The 19,837-nt window shown below is 41.1% G+C and carries 21 protein-coding genes; 7 read left to right on the plus strand and 14 right to left on the minus strand.

What is annotated here, in order from left to right; genetic code table 11:
* Window positions 1–2 precede the first annotated feature (2 nt).
* From purH to AC5YCD_RS05270, 5 genes are all read right to left on the minus strand, one after another.
* Window positions 3–1,577, minus strand: coding sequence for a bifunctional phosphoribosylaminoimidazolecarboxamide formyltransferase/IMP cyclohydrolase (purH, locus tag AC5YCD_RS05250; RefSeq protein WP_496129020.1), 1,575 nt, complete (start codon window positions 1,575–1,577; stop codon window positions 3–5).
* A 95-nt stretch (window positions 1,578–1,672) separates the two neighbouring features.
* The gene (gene fis, locus AC5YCD_RS05255; protein WP_001086304.1) at window positions 1,673–1,942 is read right to left on the minus strand and encodes a DNA-binding transcriptional regulator Fis; all 270 of its coding nucleotides are present in this window, start codon (window positions 1,940–1,942) and stop codon (window positions 1,673–1,675) included.
* 388 nt (window positions 1,943–2,330) lie between these two features.
* Entirely contained in the window at window positions 2,331–3,194 is an 864-nt protein-coding gene (locus tag AC5YCD_RS05260) for an MJ0042-type zinc finger domain-containing protein (RefSeq protein ID WP_496129021.1), read from the minus strand.
* 14 nt (window positions 3,195–3,208) lie between these two features.
* Window positions 3,209–4,111 (minus strand): 50S ribosomal protein L11 methyltransferase, encoded by a 903-nt coding sequence (prmA, locus tag AC5YCD_RS05265; protein WP_496129022.1) that lies wholly within the window; start codon window positions 4,109–4,111, stop codon window positions 3,209–3,211.
* Window positions 4,112–4,290: 179 nt separating this feature from the next.
* Complete coding sequence (locus tag AC5YCD_RS05270; protein WP_496129206.1) at window positions 4,291–4,650, minus strand: hypothetical protein; 360 nt, start codon at window positions 4,648–4,650, stop codon at window positions 4,291–4,293.
* 241 nt (window positions 4,651–4,891) lie between these two features.
* Here AC5YCD_RS05270 and mnmG point away from each other — a divergent pair, with 241 nt between their 5' ends.
* Window positions 4,892–6,772, plus strand: coding sequence for a tRNA uridine-5-carboxymethylaminomethyl(34) synthesis enzyme MnmG (mnmG, locus tag AC5YCD_RS05275; protein ID WP_496129023.1), 1,881 nt, complete (start codon window positions 4,892–4,894; stop codon window positions 6,770–6,772).
* 298 nt (window positions 6,773–7,070) lie between these two features.
* Window positions 7,071–8,270 (plus strand): 3-(3-hydroxy-phenyl)propionate transporter MhpT, encoded by a 1,200-nt coding sequence (mhpT, locus tag AC5YCD_RS05280; protein ID WP_496129025.1) that lies wholly within the window; start codon window positions 7,071–7,073, stop codon window positions 8,268–8,270.
* A gap of 352 nt (window positions 8,271–8,622) precedes the next feature.
* Here mhpT and AC5YCD_RS05285 read toward each other — a convergent pair whose 3' ends face one another.
* Window positions 8,623–9,630 (minus strand): helix-turn-helix transcriptional regulator, encoded by a 1,008-nt coding sequence (locus tag AC5YCD_RS05285; RefSeq protein WP_496129026.1) that lies wholly within the window; start codon window positions 9,628–9,630, stop codon window positions 8,623–8,625.
* Window positions 9,631–9,874: 244 nt separating this feature from the next.
* On the opposite strand from AC5YCD_RS05285, the gene AC5YCD_RS05290 reads away from it, so the two are divergent.
* The 5 genes from AC5YCD_RS05290 to AC5YCD_RS05310 are packed head-to-tail and all read left to right on the plus strand — an operon-like array spanning window position 9,875 to window position 14,013.
* Window positions 9,875–11,416, plus strand: coding sequence for a circularly permuted type 2 ATP-grasp protein (locus AC5YCD_RS05290; RefSeq protein ID WP_496129027.1), 1,542 nt, complete (start codon window positions 9,875–9,877; stop codon window positions 11,414–11,416).
* Window positions 11,417–11,443: 27 nt separating this feature from the next.
* Window positions 11,444–12,046, plus strand: a complete 603-nt coding sequence (locus AC5YCD_RS05295; protein ID WP_496129028.1) for an alpha-E domain-containing protein — start codon at window positions 11,444–11,446, stop codon at window positions 12,044–12,046.
* Window positions 12,043–12,822, plus strand: a complete 780-nt coding sequence (locus AC5YCD_RS05300; protein WP_496129030.1) for a transglutaminase family protein — start codon at window positions 12,043–12,045, stop codon at window positions 12,820–12,822. The genes AC5YCD_RS05295 and AC5YCD_RS05300 overlap by 4 nt, the downstream gene beginning before the upstream one ends.
* A gap of 26 nt (window positions 12,823–12,848) precedes the next feature.
* Window positions 12,849–13,583, plus strand: a complete 735-nt coding sequence (locus tag AC5YCD_RS05305) for a proteasome-type protease (protein ID WP_496129031.1) — start codon at window positions 12,849–12,851, stop codon at window positions 13,581–13,583.
* A gap of 4 nt (window positions 13,584–13,587) precedes the next feature.
* A complete protein-coding gene (locus AC5YCD_RS05310) occupies window positions 13,588–14,013 on the plus strand; it encodes a BLUF domain-containing protein (protein ID WP_496129032.1) in 426 nt (141 codons plus the stop codon).
* Window positions 14,014–14,048: 35 nt separating this feature from the next.
* Here AC5YCD_RS05310 and alr read toward each other — a convergent pair whose 3' ends face one another.
* From alr to cyoC, 8 genes are all read right to left on the minus strand, one after another.
* The gene (gene alr, locus AC5YCD_RS05315; protein ID WP_496129033.1) at window positions 14,049–15,119 is read right to left on the minus strand and encodes an alanine racemase; all 1,071 of its coding nucleotides are present in this window, start codon (window positions 15,117–15,119) and stop codon (window positions 14,049–14,051) included.
* Between the two features lie 25 nt (window positions 15,120–15,144).
* The gene (gene dnaB / locus AC5YCD_RS05320; protein WP_496129034.1) at window positions 15,145–16,566 is read right to left on the minus strand and encodes a replicative DNA helicase; all 1,422 of its coding nucleotides are present in this window, start codon (window positions 16,564–16,566) and stop codon (window positions 15,145–15,147) included.
* A gap of 141 nt (window positions 16,567–16,707) precedes the next feature.
* Window positions 16,708–17,154, minus strand: a complete 447-nt coding sequence (gene rplI / locus AC5YCD_RS05325) for a 50S ribosomal protein L9 (protein WP_122898061.1) — start codon at window positions 17,152–17,154, stop codon at window positions 16,708–16,710.
* A gap of 9 nt (window positions 17,155–17,163) precedes the next feature.
* Window positions 17,164–17,391 (minus strand): 30S ribosomal protein S18, encoded by a 228-nt coding sequence (rpsR, locus tag AC5YCD_RS05330; protein ID WP_004278792.1) that lies wholly within the window; start codon window positions 17,389–17,391, stop codon window positions 17,164–17,166.
* Window positions 17,392–17,403: 12 nt separating this feature from the next.
* A complete protein-coding gene (gene rpsF / locus AC5YCD_RS05335; RefSeq protein ID WP_122898059.1) occupies window positions 17,404–17,793 on the minus strand; it encodes a 30S ribosomal protein S6 in 390 nt (129 codons plus the stop codon).
* Window positions 17,794–17,986: 193 nt separating this feature from the next.
* Window positions 17,987–18,871 carry a heme o synthase gene (gene cyoE / locus AC5YCD_RS05340; protein ID WP_496129036.1) on the minus strand — a complete coding sequence of 295 codons (885 nt, stop codon included), beginning with the start codon at window positions 18,869–18,871 and terminating at the stop codon, window positions 17,987–17,989.
* Between the two features lie 10 nt (window positions 18,872–18,881).
* The gene (gene cyoD, locus AC5YCD_RS05345; protein ID WP_122898146.1) at window positions 18,882–19,217 is read right to left on the minus strand and encodes a cytochrome o ubiquinol oxidase subunit IV; all 336 of its coding nucleotides are present in this window, start codon (window positions 19,215–19,217) and stop codon (window positions 18,882–18,884) included.
* Window positions 19,214–19,834 (minus strand): cytochrome o ubiquinol oxidase subunit III, encoded by a 621-nt coding sequence (cyoC, locus tag AC5YCD_RS05350; protein WP_122898055.1) that lies wholly within the window; start codon window positions 19,832–19,834, stop codon window positions 19,214–19,216. The genes cyoD and cyoC overlap by 4 nt, the downstream gene beginning before the upstream one ends.
* Between the last annotated feature and the right edge of the window lie 3 nt (window positions 19,835–19,837).

The raw sequence follows: 19,837 nt of genomic DNA on the forward strand, positions 1-19,837 counted from the left end.
GATTAGTGACGGAAATGACGCATACCTGTGAACACCATGGCAATACCTGCTTCATCAGCTGCTGCAATGGTTTCTTCATCACGCATAGAACCACCCGGTTGAATAATGCATTTGATGCCCGCTTTTGCAGCGTTATCAATACCATCACGGAATGGGAAGAATGCATCAGATGCCATTACCGCGCCTTCAACTACAAGACCTGCATGTTCAGCTTTAATTGCAGCAATACGCGCAGAGTTTACACGGCTCATTTGACCTGCGCCAACACCGATGGTTTGACGGTTTTTAGCATACACAATCGCGTTTGATTTCACGTATTTCGCAACTTTCCAAGCGAAGATCATGTCATCAATTTCTTGTTCAGTTGGGGCACGTTTAGTCACAACTTTAAGATCATCTTTAGTAATCATACCTAAGTCTTGATCTTGAACGAGTAAACCGCCATTCACACGTTTATAGTCCATTTGTGGCGCACGTTCGTCAATTGCTGGTAATTCGCCACATACAAGTACACGTACGTTTTTCTTCGCACCAGTTACTTCTAGCACACCTTCAGCAACGCTAGGTGCAATAATCACTTCAACGAATTGACGGTCTACAATGGCTTGAGCAGTTGCAACATCTAATTCACGGTTAAATGCGATGATGCCACCGAATGCAGATTCTGGGTCAGTTGCATACGCAAGATCATAAGCAGCTTGAATGCCGTCTAAAGATACCGCAACGCCACATGGGTTCGCATGTTTTACGATTACACATGCAGGTTTAGCGAATGATTTAACACATTCTAGTGCTGCATCGGTGTCCGCAATATTGTTATAAGATAATTCTTTACCTTGTAACTGTTTAGCTGTTGCAACAGATGCTTCAGTTGCAGCAGGGTCAACATAGAATGCAGCAGATTGGTGTGGGTTTTCACCGTAACGTAAATCTTGTGCTTTGTTCAATTGCGTATTGAAAGTACGTGCAAATTGATCTGCTTGACCCTCGATTTTACCTACGCGTGCACCTAAGTAAGAAGCAATCATGCCGTCATACTGTGCAGTATGTTCAAATGCTTTAACAGCAAGGTCAAAACGAGTTGCATAAGAAAGTGAGCCTTCAGCTTTAAGCTCAGCAACTACAGTTGCATAGTCAGACGCATTCACCACGATACCCACAGATGCATGGTTTTTCGCAGCAGCACGAACCATGGTAGGACCACCGATGTCAATATTTTCGATCGCATCGGCCAGTGAACAGTTTGGTTTTGCCACAGTTGCAGCAAATGGATAAAGGTTTACAACCACTAAATCAATAGCATCAATGTTGTGTTCAGCCATCACAGCTTCGTCTAGACCACGACGAGCTAAGATACCCCCATGAATCTTTGGATGTAGTGTTTTTACACGGCCGTCCATCATCTCTGGGAAACCAGTATGCTCGGAAACTTCAACTACGGCAACATTATTGTCTTTTAACAATTTGTATGTTCCGCCAGTAGATAAAATTTCTACCCCCAGAGCCACTAGGTTTTGTGCAAATTCGACAATACCAGTTTTGTCGGAAACAGAGATTAAAGCGCGTTTAATAGTCATGATCTTCGTCACAGTTTTCAAGGAACAGATTAAAACAAATAAGGCAAAATTTCGGTCAAAAAAAATGCCTGCGTTCAACGCAAGCATCTTATCATTTATTCACTCATTAAACCGTGAGCTTTCAACTTTTTACGTAAAGTACCACGGTTAAGTCCTAGAATCTCAGCAGCGCGAGTTTGGTTGCCGCGTGTATATTCTAAAACAACAGATAGAAGAGGTTTCTCCATTTCTGCTAGAACCATGTCATAAACCTGAGATGGTTGCTCGCCTTGCAGTTGTGCAAAGTAATGGCGAACTGCGCGATCTACGTGAATACGCAAAGCGACATCAGATTGTGCAGTAAAAATAGGAGATTTGCTATTCATGCGAATTAATCCGAAAAATAAAATATCACTGGGATAAAGTGATATATCAATGTGGTCTAAAAATAAAATGAACCCCGGTTTTAGATCTTAAATCCAGAAGCTCTAAAACAGAAAGGCTAGCTTGCCACAGTCCCACGCCTTGATGTTTTTTTGATCGTAACAATAGATGAATTTTTGTTACGGGCAAAAATAAACAAAAAATCGGCTCGTACGCTGTTATGGGAAATAAAGCGCAGTCAAGCAGAAGTTGTATTTGTTCTTACGTAAAGCGAGGTGTTTGCAGCATAAGCTGTAATGGCGCGTATAATACCATTGTCTAAGAAAAAGTGAGCAAGAAAAGTGCATTTTTTTTCAATTTTTTTTGCACTTTGCATCGTTTTTTTTGATCTTAAGGTTGAATGATTTCTAAATGTGGCTCTTGTAAGTGCTTTTTAGCAACAGGTACTTCAAAACTAAATTTAAAAGGTGTGTCAGCGGGTAGACGCTCAATTCCTTGATACTTTTCTTCTAAATAGTCATCGGGATGAAAAATATATTCCACTTGGCCCACTTCGGTTTGTGTAGTCACTAATAGGCGAGGTAAGGGAATACTCTTTAGATCTGTATTGTTTAAGGCGCCACTAAATTCAGTTGCATAAAGGCCTTTAGCATTTAAGCGTAATTGCTCAATTGTAACTTTTTCATAGCGCTGTTCTAGGCTTTGACAATTGATCATGCTACAGGCGTAGCTAAAACCTTGCTTTAAAGCTGGGTAATGTGCCACGATTTTTGGATTGAACCATAAAATTTGAAAGGCTAAAAATCCCATTAGGCTAAGATTAATGGCACTCCACATAACATAATAACCAAGCCCAGGTTTTGGTGTACTGCAGCGTTCTTTTTCTGAAAGTTTTAAGGCTGGAAATTGGTGAATGGGTTCGCTACTAAAATAGTTTAAATTATTTAAGTAGGTATATAGGTCAATATTAGAGTGCTCAATCTTACGATCAAAAATATCGAGTAAGTGGTGTTGACTATAGCGGCGTACTACGCTTGGCTGAGTGGCGGGTTGCTGAACCTCAGGTTGGACTAAGCTAGCGTGCGCGTTGCTTACTGTTTCCTGCTGAGCTGAGATTTCAACCAAATGTAGTAGGGCATTAAAGCTAGAAAAACATTTGGGGCAACAAACCATGCCCTGTGCAATGGTGAGCTGTTCAACAGAGACTTTATAGATTGTTGTACATTCAGGGCATTGGGTTTGTTTTTTATTCATACTTTAAGATATTTTTAGTGAGATTGACGTTTACCAGAAATACGGCACCAGTATCCGTCGCGTTTTTCTACTTCTAATATATCAAAAAATTCAGAATAAACATTAGAAACATCAGAGACTTGCTCTTCAATTACCCCTGCAAGTGCGAACTCACCCTCAGATTTAACTAAAGTTGCGAACTGTGGCGCAAGCATCATTAAAGGGCCAGCTAAGATATTAGCAACAAATACATCAGCTTTTTGGTCTTTAAGGGTTTCGTTAAACTCATCAGGTAAACCCACATAAAGGTTGTTCATTACACCATTGAGCTCAGCATTTTGTTGGGTTGCGAGTACCGCTTGTGGATCAATGTCCGTCGCATAGACTTTTTTCGCGCCCAATAATAAAGCTGCCACAGCTAAAATGCCTGAACCACAACCGTAGTCGATGACAATTTTATCTTTAAGATCAGTTTTACCGAGCCATTGTAAGCACAGGAAAGTTGAAGCATGGTTGCCTGTACCAAAGGCTAAACCTGGATCCAATTTAAGATTAACGGCTTGAGCATCCGGTGCTGTCATCCATTCAGGTACAATCCAGAAATTGTCGCTAATTTGGATTGGCTCATAGGCATCCATCCAAGTACGTTCCCATTCTTGATCTTCAATAAACTCATGCGTTAATGGTGCTTCTGGCATTTGTGTTTGAATAAAGGTCACAAGAGAGTCGACATCAATCTCTTCGCCATCTTCTTGCGCATAGATGCCGGTTACAATCACTTTATTCCAAAGCGGCGTTTCACCCGGAAGTGGCTCGAGTAAATCTTGGTTTTCAGCATCATCTAAAGTAACACTCAGCGCACCTAAAGACTCTAATAGGGTCTCGGTAAAATCGACTTGGGCTTGATCAACTGTAATATGAATTTGTAACCATTTCACGGGCGTAACCTAAAACAAAATAAAGTGCCTAGTGTAACGTACCTCTAGGGTAAACCGCGAGTGTTGCGTGCAATTGATCTGCTCAACTGGTGATAGGATTGAATTTCTAAGCAGCCATAAAAAATGCACATCGAGCTTAAGCTTGACGTGCAGCTATTTTGCAACACACGCCAATTGAATTAGCGGTTACCTGCTTGTGGGCGCGGTGGGCTAAATGCTAGGGCACATTTGCCATTATAGGTACGACCTTCAATCGTGACCGTTTTGCTATTTGGGTCTTGACGGCACACGTTTAGTAATTCAGGTTCATCCCCATAAATCACAGCATTTTTATCAGAGCTAAAAAATTGATTCTGACAACTCCCATTCCAAATAATGCCACGGTAGGCAAACTCGACCCAATCACCTTGTGTTTTGCCTTGGCAAATTTTTTGAAAGGTTTGTGGATGATAAACAGTCGCCACTTTGTCATTGGCAAAGCTGCTGATCGGGCTGAGCAGACCACATAAAGTGGCAGCAAGTAAAATTTTCTTATTCATCATGACTGATCCTCTATGGATATAGTTGTTAGCATAAAAAATAGCGTAAAGAATACAAACACAGATGCTAATTTTTTGTAAAACTAAGTTGCAACCTTAAACTAAATAGCCAATAAATAGAACTTTTTAATCTAAACCAGCATGGTTTTTTTTTGCTAAAGAAAATCTGCCAAGATGTCAACTTATAGGCAATTTTTTGCTATAATCTGCGGTCTTCTTTTTCAATCTCTCTAATACCACTATGCACTATCCTAAAGTTTATGATGTCATTGTTATCGGTGGCGGTCACGCAGGTACTGAAGCCGCGCTTGCTGCCGCGCGTATGGGACGCCAGACGTTGCTCTTAACTCATAACATTGAGACTCTAGGGCAGATGAGCTGTAACCCAGCCATTGGTGGTATTGGTAAATCACATTTGGTACGTGAAATTGATGCCTTAGGCGGTGCGATGGCATTGGCTGCTGATAAAGGCGGTATCCAATTCCGTATTTTAAACTCACGTAAAGGTGCAGCAGTACGTGCTACACGTGCCCAAGCAGACCGTGTACGCTTTAAAGCTGCCATTCGTGAAACATTAGAAAACCAAGCCAATTTGGATATTTTCCAACAAGCGGCCGATGACTTAATTGTTGAAGGTGATACTGTAAAAGGCGTAGTGACCCAAATGGGCGTACGCTTTGATGCCAAAACAGTGGTACTGACTACAGGTACATTCTTGGGCGGTGTGATCCACATTGGTCTCAACAATGCCTCTGGTGGCCGTGCGGGTGATCCACCTTCAATTTCATTGGCTGCGCGCTTACGTGAATTAAACTTACCTGTGGGTCGCTTAAAAACAGGTACACCGCCACGTATTGATGCACGTTCAGTTGATTTCTCGGTGATGACTGCACAGCCGGGTGATTTCCCATCGCCAACTATGTCATTTATGGGGGATGCATCAATGCATCCTGAGCAAGTGAACTGTTATATCACCCACACCAATGAAAAAACTCATGACATTATCCGTGGCGGTTTAGATCGTTCACCGATGTATACGGGTGTAATTGAAGGTGTAGGCCCACGTTACTGTCCATCGATTGAAGATAAAATCCATAAATTTGCTGATAAAGACTCACATCAAGTGTTTTTGGAGCCTGAAGGTCTAGATACACACGAACTTTATCCAAATGGTATTTCAACATCATTGCCATTTGACGTACAGTTTGAATTGGTACGCTCAATCCGTGGTATGGAAAACGCGCACATTCTGCGTCCGGGTTATGCAATCGAATACGATTACTTTAACCCACAAGCACTTAAATTCTCACTTGAAACCAAAGCCATTAATAACTTGTACTTTGCTGGTCAAATTAACGGTACAACGGGTTATGAAGAAGCTGGTGCACAAGGTTTACTGGCTGGTCTAAACGCAGCACGCCGTGCATGGGATCAAGAACAATGGACACCAAAACGTGACGAAGCCTATATGGGTGTATTGGTGGATGACTTAATTACTTTAGGTACCAAAGAACCGTACCGTATGTTTACCTCACGTGCCGAATACCGCTTAATGCTGCGTGAAGACAACGCGGATCAACGTTTAACGGCGATTGGCCGTGAAATGGGCTTAGTCGATGACACACGTTGGGATGCATATTGCGCCAAAATGGAAGCGATTGAGACTGAAAAAGGTCGCTTACAACATCTCTGGGCTGCACCAAACAATGCGTTAGGTAAAAAGTTTGTAGCATTAACAGGTGACGATTTATCTAAAGAAACCAATGCGATTGATTTGTTAAAACGTCCAAATATCAATTTCTCACAAATTGCTGAAATTACAGGTTCTGAAGTGTCTGCATTTGTCGGTGAGCAAATTGAAATTGCAGTGAAATATGCGGGTTATATCAACCGTCAGCAAGAAGATGTAGCGCAAATGAAGCGTCTGGAAGAAACCAAAATTCCTGCCGATTTTGATTATGATATGGTTTCAGGTTTATCTCGTGAAATTACCTTAAAATTAAAAGATGTACGCCCTGAAACACTGGCGCAAGCAGGTCGTATTCCAGGTGTAACACCTGCGGCAGTACAATTGGTGATGATTACGATTCGTAAAAATAACCAAGCGAAAAAATCTGCTTAATAGATCCGAAAATATAAAGCTTAAAAGCCCGCCAAGTGCGGGCTTTTTTATACGCTATTATTTTTAATGATGGCATGATAGTTAAGAACTTTCATATTTATAAGTATATGTTTTTAAATCATTAAAATAAATATTAAGACTTAAAAAGTATTGATAGTGAAACTTTTGTGTATAAATAAATGAGATCAGTGTTATTTTAGCGCTGAATGCTGCGACTATTGTCTTGCTAGGTATTCAGATCAAGGCACTTCAAAATACTGCCCACATATAAATGCACTGTGAATAACTGAGGTTCGCCATGGCATATAGCACTAAAACCCAAAAAATATTAACCGTATTTCTATGCTTTTGGGTGGCCTTTTTTGAGGGCTTCGACTTGCAAGCCCCCGGTATTGCAGCACAAGGTATTGCCGCAAGTTTTGGCTTAGATCAAGTTCAAATGGGCTATGTGTTTAGTTTAGGGGTGTTTGGTATGCTGTTTGGCGCCTTCTTTGGTGGGCGTGTTGCAGATTTTTTAGGTCAAAAGAAAGTCCTGATGCTCTCGATTGCCATTTTTGGCGTGTTTATGTCTTTAACTGCAATTGCGCCTAATGTAGAGATTTTATATGTGGCACGTTTTTTGACTGGTCTGGGTTTAGGTGCAGCCATGCCAACCATGATTTCGGTGGTTGGGGATGAAGCCACTGAGGCCAACCGCGGTAAGTTGAACAGCTTAATGTATTGTGGTTTACCTGTAGGCGCGATCTTTGTGGCAGGTCTCGCTATGCTAATCACTGATATTCAATGGCAGACGCTGTTTTTAATTGGTGGTTTAACGCCGTTGTTGCTGATTCCGTTTATGGCAATGATTTTAAAAGATAAACCACGTGTAGAAAAGCAAGTAAGCACAGAAGCTGTGCCGGGCATGGCGCAAGTTTTATTTAAACAGCAACAATACAAGCATACTTTACCGCTCTGGGTAGGTTTCTTCTTTACCTTAATGATTAACTATATTTTAATTAGTTGGTTGCCTAACTTACTTATGCAGCAAGGTTTAGAAAAACAACAAGCCTTTTTAGTTATGCTGGTGTTCCAAGTCGGTGCAGTGGTTGGTACTTTAGGGCTGGGTTATCTACTTGACCGTCTTAAATTATGGCAAATGGCTGTGATTATCTATAGCGGTTTATTTGTGGCGCTTTCCTTATTGTTTACCACAACTTCAATTCCACTCCTTATTCTAGCAGGTGTGATGGGCGGCATCTTTTCAACGGGTGGTCAGTCGATTCTGTATGGAATCTCACCCATCTTTTATTCAGGTTTAGGAAAAGTCACAGGAGTGGGCAGTGCGATTTCTTTGGGTCGTCTAGGTGCCATGACTGGGCCACTACTGACCGGAAAGATTTTAGCATTGGGTTTAGGCACAACAGGCATCCTCATGGCCAGTCTTCCTGCTGTCGTGGTTTCAGCTGTCGCAGTGACTGCATTATCGCGCTATAAAGCCAAGCATCATGATCAATAGCACATAGACTGCTGTTGCAATAGGTGGCTAAGGCTGCCTATTTTTATGCATGAGGTTTAAGCTATTTTCTGCAAAGTTTAGCAAAAATCATTGTTTTGCAGCGGATAGATCAGCATCTATGCTGTATTGACCCGCTTAATAAGGAGATCAAAACAATGACTAAAAAGACGATCCGTTATAACCGTGCAGAAATCGCATGTGGTTGCTCAATGTGTTAAGGGTCAACAGCGGCTTGGCAAAGCGTAGGGGGATTTGGCACACGCTTTGCTTAAGTCAAAGAAAAAAACTCAAAAAAAGCAATCATAAAAATATAAGTTATCAATTATAGAGTCCCGCAGCTTGGGACTCTTTTTTATGCTTTGCTGTCTGTTTCGTAAACTGCATGTGCCACGGCCTCAGGTTCAATCTGTAAGATCTTTCGTCCAAAGCCTCTTAACCACCACACCAATTGTGAAGTAAACGGTACGGTCGCACGCACCTGATATAAATTATCGGTTAACTTCTCAATCACTTGATCGCGACTTAAAGCACTCTCCTCAAAAAAATGCACTGAATTTGCATTCATGGTCAGTTTGAGTTCAATGTTTTCGGTAGGTTTTTGATAATCCACACGAAAACCTAAAGCACCTGATTCAATATAATGGTCTAAGTGAAAATCATTTTGGTGCACGGTACGACTGTCTAATACTTTTGCTGACCTAAAACGGTGCAAAGCAAAAGTTTGAATGGCAGTTTTGTCATGCCGCGTACAGATTAAATAAATCACAGCACCTTTTTGTACCAAGGCCAAAGGATTTAAAGTATAGTTTTTTTCACCACTGGTATGGCTACGACTTTGATAAACACACTCTAATTGGCGATCTTGTAGCAGGGCTTCATAAATGGCTTGCTGTGCATCTTGATCCACGGTTGGTGGGATCAAAGGTTGGCTAGAAGGCACAATACGCACACGATTGACCCATTGTTTAACATGATTTTGCTCGAGCAAGCTGCGTCTGGCGGCATCAAACCAGGGGTTCATTTCTGCAACTAAACTCGGCGGAAGTAAATGTTTTAAATGTTCCTCAACCATCATGAACGTTACTGCTTGTGAACTGGTCATATGCGGTAAGCTCTGAATTGGTGCATCGCTACACCAGCGCCAACCTTGTGGCACGGTTTTATTACTCTCAATTGGAAAGCGTTGTGCAATTTGGTTTAAGTCACGTTGAATGGTCCTTAAACTGGTCTCAATGCCCTCACGTTGTAACTGTTGTTGCAGTTCACGTGTACCCATCCATTTGCCTGTAGATAAGCGTGACAAGATTTGCCATTGCCGATATAAGCTATTGGAGGTTTCTTTTTCTGAAGTTGCAGCCATAGATGTATGATGCTCAAATTTAATTTCTTTCCCATTGTAAAGCCTGTTGTTGGCAAAAATGAATGCTTTTGCTGTTTAAAATATGAGCTACATCACAATTGTCCTGAAATAAGTTGGAGTAAAAGACCATTGGCAAGCCTATAGCCAATCTATTAACATAGATTACATGCCAATTTGTAACTATGGCATTGATTTTGCTTACATATATAAACAATACATAACAAATACATAAGAGAGGGTAGGCATGTTAAAAGAGACGAAACAAGGTGAAATAGCACCTGCCAAGAGCAAAGAAAGTTTACAGCCTAAAACGGTACAAGAAGCCAAACGAACACCAGCACAGGCACATTATTTATTTCAACAATTAAAGTCTGAATTTTTTAATGAATTACGTGATGACAAAACCATGTCTGCTGAAACCTTTGCCAAAATTGAGCATTGGTTATCACAACATGACCTCACTGAACTTAAAGGTCTCAACGAAGCAGCCAAACAACATTTCTTATATGAGGGCATTACCTTTACAGTTTATGGTGAAGACACGGGTATTGAGCGCACTATTCCATTTGATGTGATTCCACGCGTTATTGCTAAACAACAATGGAATAAAATCGCCCTAGGTTCAGCGCAACGTGTGCGAGCCCTGAATTTATTTTTACATGATATCTACCATGACCAAGAAATCTTAAAAGCAGGTATTGTTCCAGCCCAGCAAGTGCTGACTCATGAAGCTTATTTACCTCAGATGTTAGGACATCATCTTAAAGGTGGAATTTATAGCCAAATTAGCGGTATTGATATTATTCGTGATCGTGCGGGCGAATTTTACGTATTAGAAGACAATCTACGCACCCCATCAGGTGTTTCTTATATGTTAGAGAGTCGTAAAATCAGCCAGAAACTTATACCTGATCTATGTCAAAGCAATAATATTTTATCAATTGAGCAATATCCACAACTACTACGTCAGATTTTGGCTGAAAGTGCCAACGTCGATCATCCATTTATTGTGGTGTTAACACCGGGGCGTTTTAACAGCGCGTATTATGAACATTCGTTCTTAGCACGTGAAATGGATGTACCTTTGGTGTCTGCGCGTGATTTGTTTGTAGAAAATGACAAAGTTTATGTACGTACGATACGTGGTCGTCAACAAGTAGATGTGATTTACCGCCGTGTCGATGATGCCTATTTAGATCCATTGTGCTTTAAACCCGACAGTACTTTAGGGGTGGCGGGTTTAATGTCTGCCTACTTAGCGCAAAATGTGGTGATTACCAATGCGCCAGGCACAGGTGTTGCTGACGACAAATCAATTTATCCTTATGTGGATAAAATGATTGAATATTATTTAAATGAACAACCGATATTAAAGAATGTGCCGACTTACCAATGCCGTGAACAAAAATCTTTAGAATATGTGGTTGAAAACTTAGAAAAACTGGTTGTCAAAGAAGCACAGGGTTCAGGCGGATATGGTATGTTGATTGGTCCACAGGCATCGGGTCAAGAAATTGCCAGCTTCCGTAAAAAACTATTAGAAACGCCGCAGGCTTATATTGCTCAGCCTACCCTTGAGCTTTCGGTCTGTCCAACCTTAGCTGAGCATGGCATGGCAGAACGTCATATTGATTTACGTCCATTTGTTTTAAGTTCGCCATTACGTACTGAAATTGTACCAGGTGGCCTAACACGTGTTGCCATGCAACCTGGTTCATTGGTGGTCAACTCGTCGCAAGGTGGTGGCATTAAAGACACTTGGGTTGTTGACGCATTACATTCTTAAAATAAAACAATGATAAGGAGGGAATATATGATTTTACTCAGCAGTAATGCACAGCAAATTTTTTGGTTAGGCCGTTATTTAACCCGTGTACAGTATTTATGTAGCCAATTTCCTTTTGAGGATGACGCACTAGCGAAACAGTATGCAGAGGCTTTTGTATTAGATGCTCAAGATGCTGAAGCTTTAAATCGCTTAGTGCAAGATGAACAGCAATTGGCATCGTTTGCTCAGCAATTCCAATGTGCTAAAGATAATATTCAAGACCTGCGTGGCGTTTTATCATCAAAAAGTTATGCTGAGTTAAATCAATTGATTAAAGCGGCAAGTGAAAATAAGAATTATATCTGTGATGTAGTGGGTGAGTGTCATGATATTCTCGAGGCCGAATCACAAGATATCTTCTTATTTTTTGTTTTAGGACAAAACGTCGAACAACTGGATCGTCAATTACGTTTACAACAAGACACCCAACATACCCTGAATGATTTAGAAAAAATTATTGATTTACTCAACACGATGGGCTGGAGCAAACTCAAAGGCGCATGGTTACAACTACAAATTTTACCCAACAGTATTAACTTCTATCGCTTTAGCGACCATATCCAACAGCTGTTTGAGGTTGATGTATGAAATTGATGATTAATCATCAAACCCATTATTACTATACGGATGTTGTGCAAAGCAGCATCCAATATATTCGTATGTCACCGGGTTCTAATCGGCATCAACAGGTACAATATTGGGATGTGAGCGTGCCGGGTGAACGACAGATAAAACAAGATGCCTTTGCCAACATTTGGATTACCAGTTCACAGCGTTTTAGCTACCAACAAATGTCAATTATGGCACAAGGCATTATTGAGATTGAGCCTGAAACTGAGGCCATGCCTGCTGATCATCTTCATCCGACTTTATTTTTACAACCCACGGTCGCCACACAGTGCAGTTTAGAGATGCTGGAATTTGCCAAGCGTTATGTCAAACAGCCTTCTCGGCAACAGTTAATTCACTTGGCTGGGGCAGTTTTAGATTATATGCCATATTTGCCCGCCACGACCTCAGTGACTACATCGGCACCACAGGCCTTTGCCTATCGTCAAGGCGTGTGCCAAGACCATAGTCATGTCTTTATTGCCATGTGCAAGGCTTTAGGTCTGCCAGCACGTTATGTATCGGGTTATTTATATGTGCCCAATTCAGCGCATCTTGCCAGTCATGCTTGGGCTGAGGTATTTTTAAACAATCATTGGTATAGTTTTGATATTAGTAATCAAATTTTTACCCCATCTTCCCATATCTATGTTGCGATTGGACGTGATTATTGGGATGTGGCACCGGTGCGTGGTGTACGCCAACAAGGTGGTGTAGAGAGCATGCATTCAATTGTACAAGTGTTGGCCTGCTAATTTAATCAATCATCAGAGGAGGATGTATGACCTATTGTTGTGCGCTACGTTTAAAGCAAGGACTTATTTTTATTAGCGATACCCGAACCAATGCCGGTGTCGATCATATTTCAGTATTTCGTAAGCTCTATACTTTTGGTATAGAGGGCGAGCGATTTATTGCCATACAAGCTGCAGGGAATTTAGCCACAACACAGGCGGTAATTGGCCATTTAAAAAATCAGTTAGCACTTGAACAAGAACCCAACTTAAACAGTGTTAATACGCTGTTTGAGGCAGCTGAACTGGTGGGTAGTTTAGTGAAAAAAGTGATTCATAATGTCGCGCCTGATCCTGAAGATCAAAGCACCTACTATTGTAGTTTATTGGTTGGTGGCCAAATTGGCGATCAAGAAATGCAGCTCTATAATATTTACCCACAAGGGAATTTTATTTGTGCCACCAAAGATACGCCATTTTTTCAAATTGGTGAGAGTAAATATGGTAAGCCAATTTTAGATCGTGCGCTTAGTTATGACATGCCTTTAGATGAAGCACTACGTTGCAGTTTAATCTCGTTTGATTCGACTTTACGTTCTAATGTATCTGTAGGTTTGCCACTAGATTGTTTAGTTTACAATATTAATAGTTTGCATATTCCTGTAGGCAAGCGTATTTATGAAGAAGATCCATATTTTTCTGGCATTAGTAAACAATGGTCAGAAACCCTAAGAAAAGGTTTACATGAGTTACCCACTCCAACTCATGATTATTTAGAGTAATCCTATGCAAAGACTATGTTACGTGAGTCAAGCAACGTTTAAGTTGCCCGAGCAGCTGCAATGTTTAACTGATATTTTAACGGAAGCACGCGACTTTAATGCTAGACATCACGTACAAGGTGTTTTGTATTTTGCTGACGGTTATTTTTTACAATGTTTAGAAGGGGAAAGCCAGGCCATTGAGCTAGTCCTGCAACGTTTAACACGTGATCCTCGTCATCAGGATTTGCGTATTATTGCTACAGACATGGTTGAACAAGCGATTTTTAAGCATTGGTCAATGAAATTTGTGGCAAGGCACAATCAGGTTAAGCAGTTTTTCCAGCAACATGGTTATGCGCAATTTTATCCACATCTGTTAAATCCAAACCAATTGAACCAATTGTTACATCTACTGTATCAATTGGAAGCACCTGATTTAGTGGCATAAAAAAAGAACCTTTCAGGTTCTTTTTTTATAGATGCTTAAATTAATTTACGCTGTGGTCGATTGCTTAAACGACACAGTAATTCATAACCAATGGTACCATTGGCAGTCGCGACATCATCGACTAAACGCTGTTTACCCCACAGTTCTACTTGCGTACCTAAAGCTACATCTAAGCCTGTGACATCAATGGCAATCATATCCATCGCCACACGACCGACTACAGGTGTCAGCGTACCATTTATCGCCACTGTATTAGGCATTACAAAGGCACGCGGATAACCGTCGCCATAACCAATCGAAACAATGGCTAAATCCATGGCTTGGCTGGCAACAAAGGTTGAACCATAACCCACTGATTCACCAGCTTGAATAGAATTTAAAGCAATCACTTCAGCAGTAAATTGCATCACTGGTTGTAAGTCAAGGTCATGGACAGTTTGATCAGCAAAAGGGCTTGCGCCATAGAGCATAATGCCTGGACGCACATAGTCAAAATGCAATTCTGGGTACTTATAAATGGCCGCAGAGTTACAGCATGAAGCTAACAGTGGGGCACAGTCATGTTTAATGTCTAAAAATTGACGAATTTGTTCATCATTTAACGGATGATCGGCATCGGCATTGGCAAAGTGCATTACCAGTACACAAGTAAAACCTTCGGCTTTTAAGCGATTGATAACATCTTTGATCTCAGCAATTTTAAAGCCAAGACGGTTCATACCGCTATTGAGCTTGACCCAAACTTTTAAGCCTTTAGCAATATAAGCAGCCTTGTGTTCAAGTAACCAACCGACTTGTTGCTGATGATGCACGACCACTTCAATATTTTGTTCAAGCACCATCTGCATTTCATCAGCACTAAATACACCTTCAATTAAGGTAATCGGTTGTTCAAAGCCTAAGTTACGAATTTCCAAGGCTTCTTCTAAGCAAGCGACACCAAAGGCGTCAGTTGCACTTAAGGCTGCTAAGCAGTCTTTTACACCATGTCCGTAGGCATTGGCTTTAACCATACTTACCACTTTGGCATTGGGGGCAAGTTGTTTGACACGGTTTAGGTTATATTGCAGTGCTTGACTGTCAATATAGACGGTTGCTTGGCGCACCTTAAGTCACTCCTTCGTGATTAAATTATTCGTCGTCGTTGTATTGGTTATAGTACTCTGGTGAAAGGTTACTAAAACGGGTGTAGTGACCTTCAAACGCCAAACGCACTGTACCAATTGGACCATTACGCTGTTTACCAATAATAATTTCAGCTGTTCCGGCTTCTTTGGATTCTTTATTGTAAACCTCATCACGGTAAATAAACATAATCAAGTCGGCATCTTGTTCGATGGCACCAGATTCACGTAAATCGGACATCACAGGGCGTTTATTTGGACGGTTTTCCAGTGATCGGTTCAGCTGTGATAAGGCAATCACAGGGCACATCATTTCCTTGGCTAAGGCTTTAAGACTTCGAGAAATTTCCGAGATCTCACCAACACGGTTATCGCCCATACCCGGCACTTTCATGAGCTGTAAGTAATCGACCATGATGCAGCCGAGTTTACCGCCATGTTGTTTGGCAATACGACGGGCGCGGGCACGTAATTCCGTAGGGGGCAGCGCAGAGGAATCATCAATATATAGATTCTTTTCTTGTAATTGTAAAATGGTACCAGTGACTTTTGACCATTCATCACCATCAAGTTTACCGGCACGTAAATGTCCTTGATGAACCTTACCATAAGACGAAATTAAACGCATAGCGATGGAGTCAGCCGGCATCTCCATGGAGAATACCAGCGCGGGTAAATCACAGTTAAATAGTACGCTTTCCACTAAGTTCATAGCAAAAGTGGTTTTACCCATCGATGGACGGGCTGCAACAATAATTAAGTCACCCGATTGCATGCCTGAGGTTTTGTTATCCAATTCAACAAAACCTGTGGTCAGGCCAGTAATATTGCCATCCATTTGTGACAGTTCATTGAGTTTATCAAAGACATCTGCCACCACAGAGGTAATGGCCTTTGGTCCTTGTGCTTTAGCATTGTTATTGTGTTGTTCAGCAATTGAGAAAATATTGGTTTCAGCTAAATCTAAAATTTCAGAAACGCTGCGGCCTTTGGTGTCATAAGCACTTTGTAAAATTTCGGTGCTGACCTTAATCATATTGCGCAGTGTGGCAAATTCTTTAATTTTGCCGGCATAGGTTTCTAAATTATAAAAACTCGACGGCGATTCTGCCATGAGTTGCATTAAATACTCTTCACCGCCCACAGCATCAATTAAATTTTGTTTAATCAGCCAGTCATTCACCAACACGGCATCATAAGGTGAGCTGTCTTTGGCAAGTTGATGAATTGCACGAAAAATATATTTATGCCGTGTGGCATAAAAATCGTCTTCAACTAAGATGTCACCGACTTGTTCGAAGGACTCAGCCACAGTCATGAGCGCAGCTAATACAGCTTGCTCAATTGCAAGGTTGTGTGGGGGAGTGCGAAACTCTTTGAGTTGTTCTGATTTTTTTTCAGAACTCGCAGTGGCATTCGCCTGAGACATATAAAACCCTATAAGAAGCTAGTGCAAAACAAACGGCAAAGACCGATATTAACAAAAAATGGCTGGGTACAGCGGGGGATTTGCAAATTTTACAGATAAAAAAAGAGCATGCCAAAGCATGCCCTTTTTTTTGGCGAGAAATTACTCTGCTACGATAGTAACAAGAACTTCTGCAACAACATCATGGTGCAATTGGATTGCGATGTTGAATTCACCAGTATTGCGAAGCGCACCGTTTGGTAAACGAACTTCAGCGCGGTCTACAGTAAGACCAGCATTCGTTAACGCGTCAGCGATATCACGAGTACCGATTGAACCGAATAATTTACCTTCATCACCCGCTTTCGCAGTGATTACGATATTTACTTCGTTTAATTGGTCAGCACGTGCTTGAGCAGCAGCTAAAACGTCAGCTTCAGCTTTTTCAAGTTCAGCGCGACGAGCTTCAAAAGCAGCAGTGTTAGCTTCAGTTGCAGCAACAGCCTTACCTTGTGGGATAAGGAAGTTACGGCCGTAACCAGCTTTAACAGATACTTTATCGCCTAGTTTACCTAGGTTTTTAATGCGTTGTAATAAGATAATGTCCACAGCTCAACCTCACTTATGATTGTCAGTGTAAGGGATCAACGATAAGTAGCGAGCTTGTTTGATAGCAAGCGCTAATTGACGTTGGTAACGAGCTTTAGTACCTGTAATACGGCTAGGAACAATCTTGCCGTTTTCAGTGATGTACTGTTTTAAAGTATCGATATCTTTGTAGTCGATGTACGTAACGTTCTCAGCTGTAAAGCGGCAGAACTTGCGACGACGGTAAAAACGTGCCATTTAGTGTTCTCCTTATGCTTCAGCAGAGTCTTGGTTAACTTGTTGTGCTTCTTCACGTTGAGCTTTACGCGCACGTTTTTCTTCAGCACTCTTAGCCAATAAAGACTCTTCAGTGATTGCGTTTTCACGACGGATGATAAGGTTACGAAGGATTGCATCGTTGTAACGGAACAATTCTTCTAATTCATCAAGCGTAGTTTGGTTACATTCAACATTCATTAAAATGTAATGCGCTTTGTGAATTTTGTTAATTGGGTAAGCCAATTGACGACGGCCCCAATCTTCTAAACGGTGAATTTGACCTTCAGCGTCTTTGATGTGAGTTAGGTAACGTTCTACCATACCCACTACTTGATCGCTTTGATCAGGATGTACTAAAAGTACGATTTCGTAGTGACGCATTGTCAGCTCCTTACGGATTATACAGCCGCTAACGCAATTGTTAGGGGCAAGGAGTCACAACCTAAGTTGTGCGAAGCCGCAATTCTAGAGGGTTTGATTGAAAAATACAAGAGAAGCGCAATAAGAAAAATAGATTGTTGTTTTTATCAGCAGAGAGGGCGATACCTTTTAAAAGATAGCACGCAACTATCTTTTAAAAGAATACCGTATTGATTGATGGTGCTGTAGATGTAAAGCTAAAGCACAAACTTACTACAGTAATTAAAATCACTGAAAATAAGAAAAAGCGTTTGGCCCAGAGCACATCTTGTTCAGCCGAAGCTTTAAAACCAAGGATGGCAATATACAGCCAGTAGATACACAAGGCATTTAAAATGATCGCGTAAATCCAATTGGCATAACCATAGATAAACAAGCCATTCATTGCGATGGTAAATAACACCACATAAATCAAGGATTCAATTTTGGTGCGTAAAATACTACGCGCCACAGGCAGAATCGGAATACCTGCATTTTTGTAGTCGTCAAAACGATAAATCGCAATCGCCCAAGAGTGGGGCATTTGCCAAAGTGCATAGCCTAAAAAAATCAGCAAAGCAGCTAAGTCAAATTGATTGGCAATCGCGGTATAACCAATCACCGGAGGACTCGCTCCAGAGATACTACCAACAACAGTTTGATGAATTGTTGTGCGTTTGGTCCATAAGCTATAAAAGCCCACGTAAAACACATAACCAATCATGGCAAAGAGAAAAGCGTATGCATTCACCCAAAACCATAAAATGCTAAAACCCAAAGCACCTAACACCAATGCGTAAACAAGGGCAACAGGAACAGAAACGGATTTTTTTACCATCGCACGATTTTGTGTGCGTTGCATTTTTTGATCGATGTCTTGGTCAATGACGTTATTGACTACACATCCAGAAGCGACAACCAAAGTTGTGCCAAGTAGGGTAAGAAGCAGGAGAAGGAAATCTACAGAACCTTGAGCAGCTACAAAGTAGCCGCCCAAGGTGGTAACGAAGTTACCAAAGAGAATCCCTGGTTTTGTCAGGAATAAATACTTCTTCAGCATGACAACCAGTTTAGATCATCATGTTGTAGTGTAAGTAGTTCATAATCCATACAGAACCGATGAGTAATACAGCGATACATAGGATTGTATAAACGAATGCAATCACGTTCCAGCGTTGTTCAGACGAAGAGTTCATGTGCAAGAAGTAAACTAATTGTACAAGAATCTGAGCAACAGCAGTAATCGCAATTACAGCAACAACCATGCCACGATTGTCATGGTGCATACCTGCCATTACCATACCGAAAGGAATTACGGTAAGAATGACAGAAAGGATGAAACCAATCGTGTATTGTTTGACGTTGCCGTGTGAAGCACCAGCTGCGTTATGATCGTGACTCATTATAGAACTCCCATCAAGTAAACGACGCTGAATACACAGATCCAAACGATGTCAAGGAAGTGCCAGAACAAGCTTAGGCAAGCTAAACGACGTAAGTTGATTAATGTCAAACCATTTTTCTTGATTTGATACATTAACACTAACATCCAAACTAAACCTGAAGTTACGTGAATACCGTGCGTACCAACTAAAGTAAAGAACGCAGATAAGAACGCACTTGTGCTTGGACCGTGACCAGCATGAACTAAATGATTAAATTCATACAGTTCCATACCGATGAAGATAGCACCAAATAACCATGTGATACCTAACCAAGTTAACACTTTTGCAACGTCTTTTTTGTATGCAGCAAGCACTGCAAAACCAAACGTTACAGAAGAGATAAGTAAGGCAAAAGTTTCAGTTAATACGAAACCTAAAGAGTTTTCGAATAAATCTTTTGCACTTGGTGTACCCACAGGAATATGGCTACTTAATACAGCGAACGCGATGAAGAGTGTACCAAATAGTACAAGGTCACTCATCAAATACGTCCAGAAACCAAAGACAGTGATGTCAGTATCATCGTGGTGATGATGCTCATCATGTCCATGATTGTCGTGATGAAGTACGTCAGCCATTGT

It is taken from the genome of Acinetobacter sp. CY05, assembly GCF_059515805.1.